Below are 19,673 nucleotides of genomic sequence, written 5' to 3'. Positions count from 1 at the left end.
ACCTCTCAAAACTGAATAAAACTTCCGACATTGTGTAGGTTTCCGAATTTTTCCTTAGAAAGGAGGTGATCCAGCCGCAGGTTCTCCTACGGCTACCTTGTTACGACTTCACCCTAATCATCTGTCCCACCTTAGACGGCTGGCCCCCGAAGGTTACCTCACCGGCTTTGGGTGTTACAAACTCTCATGGTGTGACGGGCGGTGTGTACAAGGCCCGGGAACGTATTCACCGTGGCATGCTGATCCACGATTACTAGCGATTCCAACTTCATGCAGGCGAGTTGCAGCCTGCAATCCGAACTGAGAACGGCTTTGAGAGATTAGCTTGACCTCGCGGTTTCGCAACTCGTTGTACCGTCCATTGTAGCACGTGTGTAGCCCAGGTCATAAGGGGCATGATGATTTGACGTCATCCCCACCTTCCTCCGGTTTGTCACCGGCAGTCTCGCCAGAGTGCCCAACCGAATGCTGGCAACTGACAATAAGGGTTGCGCTCGTTGCGGGACTTAACCCAACATCTCACGACACGAGCTGACGACAACCATGCACCACCTGTCATTCCGTCCCCGAAGGGAACGCCTAATCTCTTAGGTTAGCAGAAGATGTCAAGACCTGGTAAGGTTCTTCGCGTAGCATCGAATTAAACCACATGCTCCACCGCTTGTGCGGGCCCCCGTCAATTCCTTTGAGTTTCAACCTTGCGGTCGTACTCCCCAGGCGGAGTGCTTAATGCGTTAGCTGCAGCACTGAAGGGCGGAAACCCTCCAACACTTAGCACTCATCGTTTACGGCATGGACTACCAGGGTATCTAATCCTGTTCGCTACCCATGCTTTCGAGCCTCAGCGTCAGTTGCAGACCAGACAGCCGCCTTCGCCACTGGTGTTCTTCCATATATCTACGCATTTCACCGCTACACATGGAGTTCCACTGTCCTCTTCTGCACTCAAGTCTCCCGGTTTCCGATGCCCTTCTCCGGTTAAGCCGAAGGCTTTCACATCAGACCTAAAAAACCGCCTGCGCTCGCTTTACGCCCAATAAATCCGGACAACGCTTGCCACCTACGTATTACCGCGGCTGCTGGCACGTAGTTAGCCGTGGCTTTCTGGTTGGATACCGTCACGATGTCAACAGTTACTCTGACACCCGTTCTTCTCCAACAACAGAGTTTTACGAGCCGAAACCCTTCATCACTCACGCGGCGTTGCTCCATCAGACTTGCGTCCATTGTGGAAGATTCCCTACTGCTGCCTCCCGTAGGAGTTTGGGCCGTGTCTCAGTCCCAATGTGGCCGATTACCCTCTCAGGTCGGCTACGTATCATTGCCTTGGTGAGCCGTTACCCCACCAACTAGCTAATACGCCGCGGGTCCATCCCAAAGTGACAGCCGAAACCATCTTTCAAACTAAAACCAGGCGGTTTTAGTTGTTATGCGGTATTAGCATCTGTTTCCAAATGTTATCCCCCGCTTCGGGGCAGGTTACCCACGTGTTACTCACCAGTTCGCCACTCGTCTAAAGTTGAATCAGTTTGATGCAAGCACCAAAAATCATCAACCCAGACGCGTTCGACTTGCATGTATTAGGCACGCCGCCAGCGTTCGTCCTGAGCCAGGATCAAACTCTCATCTTAAAATGAGTAATTTGTGACTCATTGATTGTTGTTCTTAATTTACTAGCGAATTGACTTCGCAATTTGTTAATTGGCTTTAGGCACGCCGCCAGCGTTCGTCCTGAGCCAGGATCAAACTCTCATCTTAAAATGAGTAATTTGTGACTCATTGATTGTTGTTCTTAATTTACTAGCGAATTGACTTCGCAATTTGTTAATTGGCTTCGATTGAGATCGAAGCACCCTACACAATTGTTTGTCGAAAATTTTGTTCAGTTTTCAAAGGTCTACCTACAGGACAGCAACTAATTTTTCAATTTCAATCAGTTGATTTAGCTTGCTGAATCGTTGATGTCCTGCGCTTCAAGCAACGAGATTAATTATATATCATCGAATCACTTAAGTCAAGAAAAACTTTTTTGGAACCGATTGGTATATGTCGTTCGTATCGAAGCAACGAATAATATATTACCAGCTATTTTGGAGTAGGTCAACCATTTTTCAAAATTAATTTCATCTTTTTTGAAAAAGCTAAGAAAATAGTAAACCGACACAATATCTCCCCCAAAACAGTCGACTATCTGTATACTAACATTGAATAGAAAAAGGAGTCATTAGTATTGAAAAAAATCGTCATTGTTAATGCTAAGCGAACCCCGATTGGCAAACTTAACGGGGTGCTCAAAGATCAAACGGCCGTCGAACTTGCAACAGCCGTTTCAAAAGCATTAATTAAAACTTCAAAAATTTCAGCTGAAGAAATTGACCAAGTCATTTTGGGAAATGCTGTTCAAGCCGGTAACGGTCAGAACCTGGCGCGTCAAGTCGAATTAAACAGTGGCCTTCCTTCTAAAACCACATCATTTACAATCAATCAAGTCTGTGGTTCGGGATTAAAAGCTGTTCGTCAAGCCCAAATGGAACTATTAATGGGGGACGCCAGAATGATTTTAGCGGGCGGAACTGAAAGTATGTCTAATGTGCCGTTTTTAAATATGGATCAACGCCATCCAACCAAATTTGGTTCAATTACCGTTTATGATGGGCTGGAACGTGACGGCTTAACCGATGCTTTCTCCAGCCAGCCAATGGGAATCACTGCCGAAAACGTGGCCAACCGGTTTCACGTAACTCGGAAACAGCAGGATCAATTTGCTCTTAATTCCCATTTGAAAGCACGGGCTGCCATTCAGAATCATTATTTCGATCATGAAATGGTGCCTATTCAAGTGACTAATAGGAAGAAAACCGAAACAATCGATCAGGATGAACCTGTTCGGTTTGATACCAGTCTTGCGCAATTGGCGACATTAAAACCCGCTTTTGTCGAAAATGGGACTGTCACCGCCGGCAATGCAGCCGGTTTAAACGACGGCGCCTCGGCATTGCTGCTCACAACTGCCGAACATGCCAATCAGCTCGGCCTTTCACCAATTGCTGAAATTGTTGATTATGCTGAACAGGGGATTGATCCTGAAATCATGGGATACGCCCCCTACTATGCCATCAGAAAGCTATTAGCCAAGCAACGGATGCACATGGCCGATATCGATTTATTCGAAATCAATGAGGCATTCGCTTCACAGTGTGTTGCCGTGGCCCGCGACCTGGGCATTGATGAAGCTCGTTTAAACATTAGCGGCGGTGCCATTGCTCTCGGCCATCCGCTGGGCGATTCGGGCGCTCGAATTTTGACTACACTCCTCAACAATTTGAAACGAACCGGCCAAACGTATGGGATTGCTTCACTATGTATGGGTGGCGGCATGGGATCGGCAATGCTGATTAAGATGTGTTAATCCCCCTCTTTTCACCAACAAATATAAGCAGTATGGATTTGTCAGAAACATTTTTTGTCTGACAAACTCATACTGCTTTTTAAACGCATAAATCATTATAAAATTTTAGAGTGTGATAGCCTTTAAACGAGCTGCGATCATCATGTTTTTCATCACATGATGCCTAAATGATGACTAAATATAGTTTCAAAATAACCTGACACGGTCATTTTCCGGCAATTCAGCTGAAAATGACCGTTGATAAAGCCAGTAGAGGACCCGTTTAGTTTGTTTGCCCCGACTCTGATAATTCGGATCCAATGCCTGACACTGGGAACGACTGCTCATTAAGTGGTTGAAGGCACTCATACTTCCAGCTTGCGTTAACTGGGCATAATCGACGGCCCCCTGATGGATCAGCTTGGCAAAATGCGTTATCTGATTAACTGCTAATTGATTGGCAAGGCCAGTCAATGTTCCTGGTGTCATAGAACCCAGCTCTGCCTGTATTGGCCTTTCCGGTGGCCGACGCTGGCCGATAGCCCTCAAAGTCTGGTTCCTGGCAAACAAATAATTAACCAAAACCGGCCATAATAATTTTCTTAACAATCGGTCAAATAAGTGATCAAACACACCATAATTAATTTCAATTTTTTCATCTAAGTCATTTACTAATGGCTGATGCAGCTTACCGAGCGCAAACGCAAAAATCTGTTGAAAATTTTGATTAGCCGCATGTCGCGTATGGGCAACCTGGCTCAAGTCCAAAATTGGTAATGTTTTAACAGTTGCAACAATTGTTGACTGAAGCCCAAGCTCGGCAAGTAAACTGGATTCCCGGCGCTCAACATACCACTTAATCTCTTCAACATCCGTCGTCAGCAATGGCGGCAGGCCAATCAAGTCATAATTGTCACTAGCCAAGCTATTAATCGCCACCTTCTGGATAACAGTGGTCATCAATAAGTCCATCAGACCGATCAATTTCTGGTTAATAAAGTGATCCACAGCGTCCGTTAAACGGTCTGACAGCGCGCCGACCATCATCGGCGGTAGATGATGCTGCTCACTGAAATCGGGTGCCAGATCACCGTTAAATTGAAATAGTGACTGTTTGCCATATTGATAATGACCCAGAAAGCCACCCTCAGATTCATCAAGCAGCCCCTTAACCACTTGATCATCAGTTGTCTGATCCAATCGACGATCGACTGGCGTATTCTTTAAATACCGAGTTAACCGTTTAAACCAGTCATTCACCATTTGACTTGCTTGCTGAAATGAGAGGCCGGCTAAGCGATCCAGGATGGTTGGGACAACCCCGCCCTCACCGGCAATGGCTTGGACAAAATGGATGACCGCTGTTTGATAACCGGCTGTAAAGCGTTTTTCATCACTGCTTTCAGCTAAATAAGCCGCGTAAGCATCTCCAGTTGCCCGATTAACAACTTCTGGCGTCTCCTCGCCACTTGCCCAAGCTACCATAAACGAAAATTGGTTAAAGTCAATAACCATTAAATCCTTTACCGCAACCAAATATCCCAGTTGAGCCGGCTTAGTCATTTTAAAATCAGCCAACGACAAGCCTGATTCAAGCGGAAATTTTAAGGAGCTGTGGGCACCCCGCTTAATTCTTTCGGCATAAATTGAACTTTTAGCATATGTATTTTCGCCTAACAATTTGGAAGTTACCGATCCCATCAAGCTGAAAAGCTCTTTAAAGGCTGCCGACCGGGGGGTTCTTGATTTAACTGTTCGATTATTTTCAGCCATGTTATCACCTTCCCTGAATCCAACTTATTTTAACATATTCTTTGACCCAAAATTACCAAACTTAAAAATTGCGACCACCCCACCTGATTGGTTAAGATAAGGGTAGAAATAACGAAAGGATGTGGCAAAATTGGGTAAACTTAAAAATGAATCAGATAAGGTAACCGGCAAGGCAAAAGAAGGCCTTGGCGAAGCAAGTGGTAACGATAAGATGAAATTAAAGGGCAAGCTCCAAAATGCATCCGGTAAGGCGAAAGAAAAGTTGGAAGATGCTAAGGAGAAGGTTGCTGAAAAGGCTAACGAATTCTTAGATAAACATGAGAAAAAGAACAAAGATGATAAGTAACCAGAATTTTAAAGACCAATGAGGCGGTATCAATCGCTTCGTTGGCCTTTTTCTTTTCTTATCTGATTCTTCTTGCAATTAAAAATTCAATGCTCTATAATGCTCTTTCGTGCTAAGAAAATCTAATCATTCAAATTAGAAATAACCAAAGGATGTGAGCATTGATGTCTGCAACATATTTACGTCAAGCAACGAATCAGGACCTTCCGGAAATTAAAAAAATTATTTCGGACGCCAAAGCATTTTTGAAGAAACAAGGAATCGACCAGTGGCAAGACGGCTACCCAACCGACGAAGATCTGGAAACTGATGTCAAATTCGGCATTACCTACGTCTTAATCATTGACGGTCAAATTGCGGCAACCGCGGCCCTGCACCAGGGTCTCGATGTGAGCTACCTACAAATTCACGATGGCGAATGGCTAAACGGCGTCCACGGCCGCTACACTGCGATTCACCGGATTGCCATGTCGGCTGATTTCCGTGGTCAACACCTCTCAGAAAAGATGATTTCAGGCTTAATTACCATCTCAAGCGTTCTCGGCTACAAGGATGTCCGAATTGATACCCACCCGGATAATAAAGGCATGCAACATGTCATTACCACTAACGGCTTCACCAAGCGCGGTACCATCTACATGGAAGAAAAAGATCACGAAGCTTCCCCGCGCTACGCTTACCAATTAATTATCGAATAGCCAACACCCATTCTTTCCCCCTACCTTTTCAGTGAGGTACAATGGTTGATGAGGTGATCTAATGGCGATTTCAGATGCAGATGTTAAAACAGCTTTAATGACTATGTACATCATTGGAATAATCTGTTTAGGCATTATCTTTTTCTTATTGGATAAAGTCAACGGTCAATTCTTTACTAAATTTTCCATCGGTTTAATTGCCATTATCTTGGTGATGGGCGTCATTTTGATCAACTTATTCAGTTTGAGTTGACGCTGTTCATATCGGGATGCGTTTCATTGCATGGTTGCATGGAGAAAATTATCCAAGTTAAAAAGACTAAGTTCGGCGAAAGCCTGGCTTAGTCTTTTTTTGAACTTTTAAAAATGTCACATGCTTACCAAAACGTTTGGTGGCTTGCCTAATCAGTGATCACAACTTTTGTCCCCATTGGCACGGTCCGGTTAATCCACTTGGCATCAGGAATTGACAGCCGAATACAGCCATGTGAATTGGCTCGTTTACCTAAATGGCGGGCTTCGGATTTAAGATATTGCCCTTTAGAATTTGTCGGCACCGTATGAAATAGGTAAACCCCATGGTTTTTCCACGATGTCCAATAATGGGCACCTTCGTGAGACGACGGATTATAAAAGAAGTCACCACGTTCCTGCTGAATGTGATAGGTTCCCGTTGGCGTCGAATTATGAATGCCAGTTGACGCATACATCGTATATAGCGTTTGGTGGTTTGGACTTTTTACATAAACCCGTTGCTTCTTTAGCGAAACTTGTAAAAAGCGGCCGTTGTTTGTCGTAATTTTAGGATATGGTTTGTTTTGAGAAGGCTTCTTCCAATTAATGACCTTTGTCGATTGGCTTTTTTCTGAAACGGTTCGGTGGTGAGAATCAGCTCGTCCATCACCACAGCCGGTCAAAATGAACGCCAAACCAATGACGGCCATGAGTCGTAAATAATTTCGCATGGTTTCTCACTCTCAATAAATAGTCTGCTTCTATTATATCATTGCATTAGGTGGAACCAAGCGGTTGACCTTTTCGGCGAATAACAGCGCCAGATTAATGGATAAAGCGGTTTCGACTAATCATTTTTGCTAAAACCTTACACTAATCTTAATCATTACCAACGTGAGACAGTTCAACGGCTTGATTAGCCGCCAACAGATACAAGTACTGATGAGTGACCGGACGGTGCAGAATCTTTGACAATGCCAGCGCATACAGTGCTAATTGACCGCGGTACCGTTTAACAATATCGGCAACCGTTGTTTTAGGGGTGAGTCGATCGGTCTTGTAATCAAATAGGGAGACCTCGTCAGCTGTGACCACATATCCATCAATAATCCCATGAATCAAAATGGTCTGATCATCATTGTCCTGAAAGCCTTTGAAGACATCTTTAGCTTTCATTAGTAATGAGAATGGGGCTTCTCGATGGGTCTTTTCAGGATTGGCTAGGACCAATCGGCCCACGTCACTTTGGTAAAATTGCAGCACTTCATCTACGTTGATCTTAGCGGCCACTGCCGGTTCCAAGATGTGCTGCTGAGTTAAATTAGTGATCAGTGCCGTTACGGAATCTGCCGTTGGCGGTGTGCTTAAATCCAATTGTTGGAGGACCAAGTGCGTTGCCGTACCAATTTCGGTAGGTGCCGGCTGGCCGGTTCCCGCTGAAATAAATTCCGGCACTTCAAGGTCAGCTTTCAGATAACGACCGGTATTAGCAGCCTTGTTAACATCCAGCATTGAATACCCGGACAATTGTGTGTTATCGGGGTCATCGAATAACCGCTTAATTTCAGAAACAGATTGGTAAGCGGTTGTCACTGTGGCAGCCTGATGCGGATAATCCAAGTTCATCACTCTAGAAATATACGTTTTAGTTGGCTGTTCAACAACCGTCGGCTTTTTAGTCAACCGATCAATAAACTCATTTGGTGAGACCGGCTTATCGACCTGACCACCGGCTTCTTTGGTAATTCGCTCATCATCATAAAAGTCCAGTCGAAAATCAGCTGGGGCAGTTGCTAAAACCGGTGACCCAACACTGTCACCAACTTCTTCTGTGACTCGTGGGTGACGGGAAATCGCTGGGCCGATCCAGTCCAGGTAGTTTTTGGCTGCGCTTCGGACCGCTGCCGGCAATACCAGTTGATTGGCATCCGTTTGCTGCTGCCAGTGTTGAATCAGCTGTTGATTGTCGCCGCTCTTATCTCCCTTAATTTTGGCAATTAAGTAGAGTCGCTGCTCGGCCCGGGTCATGGCAACGTATAGTTTCCGCATTTCTTCTGCCAAGCCGGCATTCTTTGTCATATCCAAAATTGCCTGGCGCTGCAAGGGTGATCGAAATTCCCGGCTTTGGTTGTTAAAATACGAAATGCCAATGCCCCAGTGATCGTTTAAGACATACTTGCCCATCGTATCCTGCATGTTGAACTGCTTGCCAACGTCGTTTAAGAAGACAATCGGAAACTGCAACCCTTTACTGCCGTGAATGGTCATGACATGCACCGTGTTATCGGAAGTGGTCGGATTGGTATTGGCCAAATCGTTATCCCGATCCTGCATCCGCTGAATAAACTGAACGAATTGAAACAGCCCTTTAAACCCATTTTTTTCGTAATCGGCCGCGCGATCATATAACGCATGCAAATTAGTTTGCCGTTGAAGGCCGGCCGGCATTCCGCCGACATAGTCCAAATAACCGGTTTGATTATAAATATCCCAAATTAAGGCCACTAAGCCATCCTGCTGGGCAATGTCCTTGAACCGACGCAACTGTTTCATGAAACGGTCAATTCTCTGATAAATTTGGGTCGCGTAATCATTGGGCTCATCGGTTGAAAACCGTTGGTAAAAAGCCAACACCGCCTGATAGTAGTTGCCGGTATTCCGATTAATCCGCAGGTAAGCCAACTGATTTTCATCCAAACCGACAATCGGCGAGCGCAGTACCGCCACTAAGGGAATATCTTGAAACGGATTATCAATAATTGACAGTAACGCCATCATGATTTGGATTTCAGTCGTTTTAAAATAACTCTTGGCACCGGTAATCTCTGCTGGAATATTGTAACGGGAAAAAATGTCCGATAAGGTTAACTCATTATTATGGGTTGGTGAAATAACAGCAATGTCACCGTAAGTCACCGGCCTCATCTGATCCGTTTGTTTGTCATAAATCAACTGCTGTCCTGTTACCAAAGCTCGAATCTTTTGCGCGATAATTTCAGCCTGGCCACTATCACTGTCTTCAATCTGGTCAGCCGCTACGTCTTCATCAGTAGTGGCAGCTGTAGATGATTTAGTTCGATAAATGACTAATGACACATCGGCGTTTAGGTTTTCAGGATAGTAAGTCGCCCCAAACTGCAGCTTAGCCTTACCACTGTAGTCAATATTGCCAACTTGAGTGTCCATTGTCTGTTCAAAAATCAGATTGGTAAACGCATCGATATTTTTAGCTGAGCGAAAGTTCTCCGATAAATTAATCAGTTCGTCGGCTGTATCAGCTTGACGGTATTGCGTTTGTTTTTTGATAAACATCGTCGGATCGGCTAATCGAAACCGGTAAATCGATTGCTTAACATCCCCCACCATAAACCGGTTCCCCCGATCGGGCCGGGCAATCCGGTTCAAAATGGCATCCTGCAGCCGGTTATTATCCTGATATTCATCCGTCATAATTTCGACATACTGCGTCTGCAATCGCTGGCGAACCTGCTTAGCCTGATCGCTTTGATCATTTAGGATATCGTAAGCAGCGTGCTCAATATCGATAAACTGCATCAAATGGCGTCGAGCCTTGGCCTGCTTATACGCCAGTCGGAAAGTTTTAACCACCGTCACCAGCTTTTCAACCCGTGACTTGGCGGCCGCCATTAGGGTCAGGTTATCCTGTTCATTCCAAGTAAAGTAGTGATCAAGCAACTTGGCCCAATCTGCTTTCATTTTCTTGTTGGTTGTCTTAACTTGTTCATATAGCTGTTTTTGATAGTCGTCAGTATCTTTTCTTAACCTCGCTTTGTTCATTGAAGCAAAGGAAAAGCCGGTTAATAAGGTGCGTAAGTCATCCCACGAATCAGCTTGATTCATCTGTTCAGCCAATCGCTGAATCGTTGCCAGCTGATCGGTAAACAGGGCTTCGACTTTAGGCAGCTCAGCTTGTTGAGCCAATTGAATGATTGCTTGATGTGACATCACCAATCGTTTGAAAGTGGCGTCAATTTCAGGCTTAATTAACCGCTGATATAAGTCGCTTTTAATCAGGCCGCCGTCACCGATATCATAAAAGGTGGCCGTCTTAGCTAACCAATCATCCGGATTTTCATTAACATTGGCAAAGTCATCCATTTGAAAAATGACGTTGGTTAGGCCATCATCACTTCGATCATTTGAAAAGTTCTCGGTCAATTCGGCAAATGAATGATCGACATCCTGACCATATAAATCTTCCCGCACGTTATCCCAGACCTGTTCCTTCAACAGCTGAATTTCGGTACTATCGGAAAGCACTCGAAAGTTGGGATCAATTCCTAAGATATAGTAGTAACGGCCCACCAACTTCTGACAATAGGCATCCATGGTCGTGATGTCGGCAACCGCTACTTTTCGAATCTGGGTCAGCAGATGCTTTTTAGTCTCGGCATCATTGGCTTTGGCAAACTCCGACTGTAGAGACTTTCTCAATCGTTCCCGCATTTCCTTAGCCGCCGCGTTGGTAAAAGTAACCACCAACAGCTGATCAATATTGACCCCTTGATTTTTAACCATCTCAATGATCCGGTCGACCAAAACCCGGGTTTTACCAGAGCCGGCAGAAGCTGAAACCAGGACGTTGCCGGCGGGGTGATCTTGAATGGCTTTTTGTTGATCCGGTGTGTATTGCATTATTTTTCCCCTCTCAACTTCGCAATAATTTCTTCCTTTGAGTATTTTGGCAGCAGTCGATAGTTATTTTCCGGCAGTAGCGGATCGAAATTCATAATTGACTTATATGGTGTAAATTTCAACGGTGTCAATTGGTCAATTTTAACCGGTGCCAGTGAAATATCTCCAGCAAAAATTCGCTTGGAGGCGTCAACTATCAAAGCTTCCGTGTGATCCAGAAAGGCTGTCAAATCATTTTCGGTAATGGTCGAAGAACTCTTCCCGACCTTCCCACTCTTAAGCTTATTAAATGGATAAACCAGTGAATGACCACTTCCCTGTGCCAAATCCGCATCCAGATGGTCAACCAGGTCGGCGTCATCTACCAGAATGCCCTGATACTTATGCTGCGTCAACAAAGACTTCTCCAGTCCTTTCTGAAAATCAGCCGGTTTAAAAGTCGCGTTAAAGATGTGCATGTACAGCGCCCCGGCTAACAGGGCATCGTGACTATCGGGGTTCAACGTGGCCAAATTATATCGCAGCACATCCAAATACGTCAGTAACTGCATCGACGTGCCCAAATAGGCCTGATTGAAGTCGAATTTTTTGTTTCCAGATTTGTAATCCACAATGCCAAAGTAACGCTTATCGTTAACCTTCATTGAATCAATCCGATCGATCCGGCCACGCACGTTGACTTGTTTATGATTCGGCAGATCAAAACGCAACCCCTTTAAACCATTGGCCGATGGTTGGCCAAATACCAATTCAGTCTTTTGCGGTCGCATCGGCGTTAACTTCTGCTGATCCCGCATTGTTCTAATCATCTGCTGGATCGTGGCTTGCAGCTGCAGGGTGATGTAATGCATGCGGTTGGAACTGCTTAAAATGAGATACTGAAAATTATCAGGATCCTGAACCATTGCGTCAACATTTTCTGTCACCAATTCATTAACATCGGCATCGCTTAAGCCTGTCAGATCAATCTTTTGGTTGTGAACCATCGCAACAATCCGTTCCAGCGCTTCATGAAAAAACTGTCCGGTGGAAGCCGATGACAATTCGAACTGTTCGCGTTCCTGAAGTCGCAATCCATATTTCAAAAAGTATTCATAGGGATTTTCATAGAACGATTCCAATTGGGAAATTGAAATATTCAGTGACGAGCCGTATAATTTTTCGGCAATCTCACGACTCAATGGCACCGGCACGTTTCGGTAATTGATACTGCCGAGTAATTGCTCCGTCAACGTGGCCGTTTCCTGATCCCGTTTTAATTGGTTAAAGACAAAGGCCCACGTTGGCGATAGCTTTTCCTGTTGCTGATAGCTGGCTTGGACGACTTGAATCAAATGGTGCAGGGTCGCCCGCTTGGAGCCGATGTAAGCCGCGACTTTCTTTTGATGGTTATCCGGAACAGCGGCGTGATGGCGCACCGGCAGATGGAAATAAGCTGCTATTCGAGTCACATAAGGTGACAGTGAGACACTGGTTTCATCGCTCAACTGACTAGCATACGAAAAAATTAAGTGTCGAGACGGGCTGGTAAAGGCCAGATAATTCAGGTAAGGTTCGGCAGCCATCTGCTCATCAGCCGGATCGTTTAGAAACTGGTCATCAGTCAACTGACCTTGAATCTGAACCAGGTCATCATCCCCAAATAAACTGTCATTAACGATTCTCTCCGGCATATTTTCATCGTTGGAACCAATCATGATCGTCACTTTGCGGTTGTTCATCTGAACCATTCCGCTTTCAGAAATCTGAACCTGATCCAGGGTTGATGGAATTTGCGAATACGTCGCTCCCTCAAAGCCCGCGTAAATCAAAGCCCAGAAGTCTTCGGCGACAAACGATTGATCGCCTAAAATTCGGACGTTTTCATCCAATAGGGCGCAAAAAGTCCGCCAAACCTGCTCGATTTCATCTGAACGGTTGATTTCCTGCTGGTTAACCGCTTGATTTCGAAGTGCCTGTAATCGATCAATCACCCCGCTAGCCGCCAAAAACTGATAGAGCAATTTAGCGGCCTGGCGGTTGGTCTTTGCCCGATAGAAGCGCTTATAAAATGGCGGCAGCAGATCCTTAACGAGATGGCGAATGGTATTAATCTGTTGAGTAATGGCTTGATCGCGTTCACTAATGGTCGGCCCGTCATCGTCGGCAGCCACCCAAATATATTGCCAGTCCTCATCCTGAGTCCATTTTTGGCCTTCAAAACCGTTTTTAAGGACCAGATTTTCGGTCAAAGAAACGGCTTGACGGTAATTTTCGATAGGCATTGGCGTGCCATCCGCGAGTTTTGGTAGAATCAATTCTGATTTCAATAACCGCATGACGTCATCATAACGATAGTTCCGAGCCCGGTTTGGCTGGTAACAGTCAAATAACGCTCCCAACAATTCAACGAGCGGATGATCAACCATCGATTTTTGAATATCCTTAAAATAGGGAATTTGTTGCATCGTCAAGATTGGATCTAAGATAGTCTCGTATCCTGCCAAATGTCGGGTGACAATTAGAAAGTCTGAATACCGATACTTTTTGGTTGCCACCAGTTGACGAATTTTAGCAGCCATCTGATCCAGTTCGGAATACGGATTATCGGCCTGATAGATCTGAATTGTATCAGCAGCCACTTGGTGATCCGCCGTAATGGTACCCAAGCTGTTGGACTGTTGCCAAAAAGTGCCCAGCTTTAACAGATCTGGTTCAACCCGGGGCTGATCCGCCTTAACGACCGGCAAATAGGGGATCCGATTAGCAGCTGCAAATCGATAAAATCGGTTAAACAGTTTAGCCGATTGATAGAACAGATTCGGCCGCTCCGGTAAGTCTGTTGGGTAAGGCCGATCCAAAATAATCGATATGGTCATACTGGCCCCCCGCTTGGTCAGCGTTTCAACCAATCGGCACTCCTGCGCGGTGAATTTAGCAAAATCTGAAATGTAGAAATGCATGTTACTTAAGTCACGTTGTTCTAATTCATCGCTCAGCAAATTCAAGACATTGTGTGGATCAAAATACTGATCGTCAATTTTCTTTTCATAGGCTTCGTAAATGATGGAGAAGTCATGTAATTTATCACGCAAATCATTTGACAACTGATTATCCTGGTTTTCATTCATTTTCATTAAATCAACCGGTAAGACATTACCAGCCTGCATCAGTGAAATTTGTTCGGAAATCTGGTTAATAAATCCCGGTAGGCGGGCTTCCTGGCCGAATAACAGCAGCTCATTCTGGTGTTCGGTAATAATTTGATATAACAGCATATTAATACCAGCCGGGCTGATTCGCTGCTTTTGATATTTAGCTGTCGTTCGTAAAAAGTACCAGGCCAAACGGGTAAATGAAAGCACCTGAACACTACTTTGAGCCGTCTTATCCTCCCCCGGCTCGGCCAACTGCTTCAAAATCGCCACTTCAGATTCAAACTTGATGTGGTTGGGAACCAAGTAAAAGAAGCGGTCATCGGGGTGAGCTGTTTTTTGCTGCTTTAAAATCTCAACCATTTTTTCGCGATGGTCATAACCGTTCGTCCCCAGTACAAATTGTAACGTCACAGCAATGCCTCCTTTAAAAGATATATCATTTTTTGCATACTTCAATTTTGCCTTTTTCAACTCATTTATTAATATTTAAATAAGGCCAAAAAATTAAACAATTAGTTATCAAAAGTGAGCCTTTTTCATTGAACATTGTGAAAAATAGGCTATTATTAGAAGTGGATGTAACGATGCATCCATTATTTGACCTAAATGAAAGCTTTATGCTTGCATTGATCTTGTTTACGGGGATGTGCCGGCCGCTACGATTTAATATCGGAAGCAAGAATTTACGATCTACCCCCAATATATCTTTCAAGTTCACATCGACCGACAATCCCCTCTCCTAATAACGCCTGGATCCAACCAGGCGGTACATATCAGGAAATCTTCAATTCTGAAAACGAATTGAAAATCCACTATCGTTTTCAATCATCGTTTAGAAAGCGGTGAAGGCTGCAGCTCATGTACTTTCTTGTACAGGAGTTGCAGCCCTTTAATTTTCAAGGATCTTCAGTTTTAAATGATCATCCACTCCCGTTAGAGCTGTTTGAGCACTTAGTCAACTTTAAACCAATATATCAAAACGTTAATGATCACCATTAGTATCGGCCGTCTGCACCTTATTTTCCAACATCACTTTATTGGTATAGTATTCCAAGTCATCGACAACTTGTTCGTTCTGATCGCCCTTGATTTGCGCGTTATGAAGATTTTGTTGAGCAACTGCCCAATAGACCAAATTATCCGTGATCGGCAGAATATCTCTAATCACGTGAAATTCAAATTTATCTGAATTCGTTGATTTCATATTTAAGTAATTATTCCAATCGGTGACCATTCTAACACCGGTATTTTCTTTTTTAGAAATCGCCATGATAATCACAAAATGTGAGCGACGATTTGCCACAAATAGCTGTTGCTTCAGTTCTTTAAGTTGTTCCGGATCCAATTTAATTGCCATACTTGAGATCACCCCCTCGCCTTTAAGGTTTAGTTAATGATTATCATTAACGTCCACAATGCCAACCGACTGATTGAGTCGTTCTTGATTAACAAACGCCGTCAGAACCAGATCAGCCACGTTCTTTGCGGCAACCTGTCCGACCGGCATGACAGCTCCTTCGTTAAATAATCGATAAGTTGAACGCCCTTGGTCAGTCAACGCACTCATTCTAATAATAGAATACGGGATTTCAGACTCATCGACCAGCTTCACGGCATATCTTTGCTGTTTTATAAACTCTGGTCGATTGGGCACCTCCGGATAATTGGTAGGTCCCGTCAACTCATCATCAATACCGGCATAAGAAAGCATGATAAAATGTTGGATTTTGGGTGCCGTTTCTTCAATTGCATCAAATAAGGCTTCAAAATCCAAGTCAACATCCAGCGGGCCCAAAGCAGCCAACAACCAATCAACGCCAGTCAGTGCTGCTGCGTAATCACCGGCAGATTGAAGATTCCCTTGAAATTGGACAACCTTTAGGCCATCAATTTCTTGGAGTTGTGGGGATAGTTCAGCGACCACTGGACTATTTTGATTTAAAATTAATAATTTTTTCACGTCATGGACTTCCTAGTCGAAAAATTTTGTGCTTAACTTAATGTGTACCATAGTATAGCTGGAAAATCAAAGGAGGAATTTGCAATGACTAAAAACGTCACGATCGGCCACTCAGAAGTTCACGCCACTCCCCTTGGATTAGGGACCAATGCTGTCGGCGGTCACAACCTGTTTCCAAATCTCGATGAAAAAACCGGGATGGCGACGGTCAGAACCGCTTTGGATAATGGTATTACCATGCTGGATACTGCCTATGCCTATGGGCTGGGACGTTCCGAAGAATTGATTGGCCAAGTGCTAAAAGACTATGATCGGTCCAAAATCACGATTGCCACTAAGGGTGCTCAAATCGTTAAAGACGGTCAAACCACCATCAGTAATGCTCCAGATGATTTAAAGCGATTTGTCGAAGCCAGTTTAAAACGGCTTCAAACCGACTACCTGGATATATTTTACATCCATTTTCCTGATGAAAACACCGCTAAAGATAAAGCTATCGCAACTTTGCAAGAATTAAAAGATCAGGGCTTGATTCGAGCAATCGGTGTTTCCAACTTTTCGCTGGCGCAGCTTAAGGAAGCCAATCGCAACCATCAAGTTGACGTGATTGAAAACCAGTACAGCCTAGTTCATCGCGAACCGGAAAAAGAATTGTTTTCTTATTTAAAACAGGAACACATCTCATTTGTGCCGTTCTTCCCACTGGCTTCCGGCCTACTCACCGGTAAATACGATACCACACCAAAGAAGTTTCCCGATGATGACCTGCGCAGTCAGGACCCTAACTTTTCCGGCAGCCGCTTCAAAGCAATCATCGAAGCCGTCAACAGTCTCCAGCCGATTGCCGACAATCATGACGCCACGATTGCTCAAATCGTTCTGGCCTGGTACATTAAGAACCCCGACATTAGTGTCGTCATTCCGGGTGCTAAGTCACCCCACCAGGTTCAAAGCAACGCGAAAGCCCTGAATATCGTCTTATCCGCAGAAGAATATAATATGATTGACAATGCTTTCAAGTCATTTGAGTAATTTCAGTTGATTTTACTCACTTAGCATTTGCCACTTATCTTTTCAAAGTGTTAGAATAAAAATTACACTAAATTAGGAGGGAACAAATCCAATGAGCAAAATTGCAGTCATCGTCACAAATGACGTTGAAGATGTAGAATACACTTCACCGGTTGAGGCACTTAAAAATGCCGGCCATCAAGTCGTCACGATCGAAAATCAGGCTGGTAATCACCTGACTGGCAAACACGGGGTTGCAATCACCGCCGATAAGGGCATTGATGATGTAAACCCGGATGAATTTGACGGCCTGTTAATTCCCGGTGGCTTTTCACCGGATCAATTACGAGCCGATGAGCGTTTCGTAGATTTTGTTAAGGCCTTTTTGTTAAGCGACAAACCGGTCTTCGCGATTTGCCACGGCCCACAATTATTTATCCAAACCGGCTTAACCAAGGGTCGCACCATGACCGCTTATACGACTGTTCGGCCAGACCTGTACTACGCTGGTGCCATCGTTAAGAATCAGCCGGTAGTAGTTGACCAAAATCTGGTAACCAGCCGAACTCCGGATGATTTGGATGCTTTTAACAGCGCCATCCTTACAACGCTTAAACAGACTGCTTAGATAACTTTAAACAACCACCGGTTGAATTTCGACAACCGTTTATAAAATAAACCGATCTTTATTCAGCATGGGATGATGCCTGATCCAAGAGTCATTTGACTGCTTTGGTCTTGAACATCGTTACCATAACTGAATGCGGATCGGTTTTTGATTCGTAACTGGACTACTTCGGAAATAACAACAGCCGGCTTAGCCGCCAAATAAATAAGTAAATAATTCGAGCTTTTTAGGATATTTAATTCGGTTATTGAAGATAGTAAGCTATAATGATAATATAAAATACGTTGTTTTTATTTCATATCCGAACGATAAGGGGCGCTATTATTTTATGTTAAAATCAATTGCAACATTTTTCGACTTTGAGGGTCGAAAAACCAATTTCAGAAGGGAAATTGTTGCCGGCATCACCACGTTCGTGTCAATGGTGTATATCTTATTCGTTAATCCCAATGTCCTGGGCGTGACCGGCATGGACAAGGGCGCTATTTTCACCGCCACGGCGCTGGCTTCGGCATTTGGTTGCTTCCTAATGGGACTGATTGCCAACTATCCAATTGCCATTTCCGCCAGCTTGGGGATCAACGCTTTCTTTGCCTATTCAGTCGTCATTGGCATGAAAGTTTCATGGCAGACCGCGCTGGCCGGTGTGTTCGTGGCCTCAGTGATTTTCATCATTTTAACGGCTTTAAAACTCCGAGAAAAAATCATTGATTCGATTCCAGCCGATTTTAAAGCAGCGATTGGTGGTGGGATCGGCCTGTTCATTGCTTTTATCGGGATGAACGACGGTGGCTTGATTCAATCAAGCAAAGATACCCTGGTTACTTTGGGTTCACTTCACGTTGGCACAACCTGGCTAACAATCTTTGGCTTACTGGTGTCCGTGATCCTGATGAGCATGAGAGTCCCCGGCGCCATCTTTATCGGGATGGTTCTAAACGCCATTTTAGGGATGGTCACCGGCTTGATTCCCTTGCCACACCAATGGGTTTCAGGGATGCCGAGTTTGGCACCAACTTTTGGCGTCGCACTCTCCCACATTGGCGACATTAATTCACTTCAATTAATCGTGGTTGTCCTCACCTTCCTGCTGGTGACGTTCTTTGATACGGCCGGTACCTTGGTTGGTTTGGCTGAACAAGCCGGCTTCATCAGAAATAACCGGATTCCAAGAATTGGCCGTGCACTCATTGCCGACTCTTCAACTATGGCTGTCGGCTCAATTTTAGGCACCTCACCAATGGGGGCCTTCGTTGAATCCTCAGCCGGAATCGCCGTGGGTGGTCGAACCGGCTTTACCGCCGTGATTGTCGGCATTCTGTTTGTTTTGGGAACCTTCTTCTCACCACTACTAACGGTAATTACCAGTCAAGTTACCGCGCCGGCTTTAATCATTGTCGGGGTGCTGATGGCCCAATCGTTGAAAAATGTCCATTGGGAACAGTTTGAAATTGCCGCACCAGCCTTTATCACACTGGTTGGGATGCCGTTTACTTATAGTATCGCTGATGGAATTGCACTTGGGTTTATCACCTACCCGATTACCATGATTGCCGCAAAACGGGGCAAGGAAGTTAGTGCGATGATGTATGGTTTGGCAGTGGTCTTCGTTGTTTTCCTTTGGATTTTGAACAGCTGATCAAGACTGCCCTTTGGCTTTATTCAAAGATCACAAAGGATTCTATAGAACTATAGATCTATAGTTCTATAGAATTAGAAGGAACTGCCACATCGATTTTCGTGAGCAGTTCTTTTGCTTAGCTGGAGATTTTATTCACCAACCCAGTTGATCCGACTCTTGAGCTTCCCACCGAAAAGCGTTAAAGTTAATAAGTTACCAAT

The 19,673-nt window shown here is 44.6% G+C and carries 13 protein-coding genes and 1 rRNA gene; 7 read left to right on the top strand and 7 right to left on the bottom strand.

Features of this window, described 5'->3' with window-relative positions; all coding sequences use genetic code 11:
* Positions 1–58: 58 nt before the first annotated feature.
* Positions 59–1,631: ribosomal RNA gene (locus ED605_RS07725) — 16S ribosomal RNA — on the bottom strand.
* Between the two features lie 599 nt (positions 1,632–2,230).
* Here ED605_RS07725 and ED605_RS07720 point away from each other — a divergent pair.
* Positions 2,231–3,409 carry a thiolase family protein gene (locus ED605_RS07720; protein WP_121978307.1) on the top strand — a complete coding sequence of 393 codons (1,179 nt, stop codon included), beginning with the start codon at positions 2,231–2,233 and terminating at the stop codon, positions 3,407–3,409.
* A gap of 186 nt (positions 3,410–3,595) precedes the next feature.
* Here the strand turns inward: ED605_RS07720 and ED605_RS07715 are convergent, their stop codons facing one another.
* Complete coding sequence (locus ED605_RS07715) at positions 3,596–5,161, bottom strand: hypothetical protein (protein WP_121978306.1); 1,566 nt, start codon at positions 5,159–5,161, stop codon at positions 3,596–3,598.
* 130 nt (positions 5,162–5,291) lie between these two features.
* Here ED605_RS07715 and ED605_RS07710 point away from each other — a divergent pair, with 130 nt between their 5' ends.
* From ED605_RS07710 to ED605_RS07700, 3 genes are all read left to right on the top strand, one after another.
* Positions 5,292–5,507 carry a CsbD family protein gene (locus ED605_RS07710; protein ID WP_121978305.1) on the top strand — a complete coding sequence of 72 codons (216 nt, stop codon included), beginning with the start codon at positions 5,292–5,294 and terminating at the stop codon, positions 5,505–5,507.
* A 164-nt stretch (positions 5,508–5,671) separates the two neighbouring features.
* Positions 5,672–6,205, top strand: a complete 534-nt coding sequence (locus tag ED605_RS07705; RefSeq protein ID WP_121978304.1) for a GNAT family N-acetyltransferase — start codon at positions 5,672–5,674, stop codon at positions 6,203–6,205.
* A 61-nt stretch (positions 6,206–6,266) separates the two neighbouring features.
* Positions 6,267–6,458, top strand: a complete 192-nt coding sequence (locus ED605_RS07700; protein ID WP_121978303.1) for a hypothetical protein — start codon at positions 6,267–6,269, stop codon at positions 6,456–6,458.
* Between the two features lie 148 nt (positions 6,459–6,606).
* Here the strand turns inward: ED605_RS07700 and ED605_RS07695 are convergent, their stop codons facing one another.
* The 5 genes from ED605_RS07695 to ED605_RS07675 all read right to left on the bottom strand — a co-directional run bounded on the left by ED605_RS07695 (position 6,607) and on the right by ED605_RS07675 (position 16,192).
* The gene (locus tag ED605_RS07695) at positions 6,607–7,170 is read right to left on the bottom strand and encodes a L,D-transpeptidase (protein WP_121978302.1); all 564 of its coding nucleotides are present in this window, start codon (positions 7,168–7,170) and stop codon (positions 6,607–6,609) included.
* 148 nt (positions 7,171–7,318) lie between these two features.
* Entirely contained in the window at positions 7,319–11,095 is a 3,777-nt protein-coding gene (gene addA / locus ED605_RS07690; RefSeq protein WP_121978301.1) for a helicase-exonuclease AddAB subunit AddA, read from the bottom strand.
* Positions 11,095–14,643, bottom strand: a complete 3,549-nt coding sequence (locus tag ED605_RS07685) for a PD-(D/E)XK nuclease family protein (protein ID WP_121978300.1) — start codon at positions 14,641–14,643, stop codon at positions 11,095–11,097. Before ED605_RS07685 ends, addA begins: the two co-directional genes overlap by 1 nt.
* Before the next feature lie 571 nt (positions 14,644–15,214).
* On the bottom strand, positions 15,215–15,589 hold the full coding sequence (locus ED605_RS07680) for a hypothetical protein (protein WP_121978299.1): 375 nt from the start codon (positions 15,587–15,589) through the stop codon (positions 15,215–15,217).
* Between the two features lie 33 nt (positions 15,590–15,622).
* Positions 15,623–16,192: an SDR family oxidoreductase gene (locus ED605_RS07675; RefSeq protein ID WP_121978298.1), complete on the bottom strand. Its 570-nt coding sequence runs from the start codon at positions 16,190–16,192 to the stop codon at positions 15,623–15,625.
* An 84-nt stretch (positions 16,193–16,276) separates the two neighbouring features.
* Here ED605_RS07675 and ED605_RS07670 point away from each other — a divergent pair, with 84 nt between their 5' ends.
* From ED605_RS07670 to ED605_RS07660, 3 genes are all read left to right on the top strand, one after another.
* Positions 16,277–17,224, top strand: a complete 948-nt coding sequence (locus ED605_RS07670; protein ID WP_121978297.1) for an aldo/keto reductase — start codon at positions 16,277–16,279, stop codon at positions 17,222–17,224.
* Positions 17,225–17,315: 91 nt separating this feature from the next.
* Positions 17,316–17,831 carry a type 1 glutamine amidotransferase domain-containing protein gene (locus ED605_RS07665; protein WP_121978296.1) on the top strand — a complete coding sequence of 172 codons (516 nt, stop codon included), beginning with the start codon at positions 17,316–17,318 and terminating at the stop codon, positions 17,829–17,831.
* A gap of 328 nt (positions 17,832–18,159) precedes the next feature.
* Complete coding sequence (locus ED605_RS07660; protein WP_121978295.1) at positions 18,160–19,470, top strand: NCS2 family permease; 1,311 nt, start codon at positions 18,160–18,162, stop codon at positions 19,468–19,470.
* Positions 19,471–19,673: the final 203 nt, after the last annotated feature.

The sequence above is a fragment of the Lentilactobacillus raoultii genome (assembly GCF_900411375.1).
Classification (GTDB): Bacteria; Bacillota; Bacilli; order Lactobacillales; family Lactobacillaceae; genus Lentilactobacillus; species Lentilactobacillus raoultii.
Note: the sequence above shows the minus strand (reverse complement) of the source record. Positions and strands in the feature narration are given on the sequence as shown.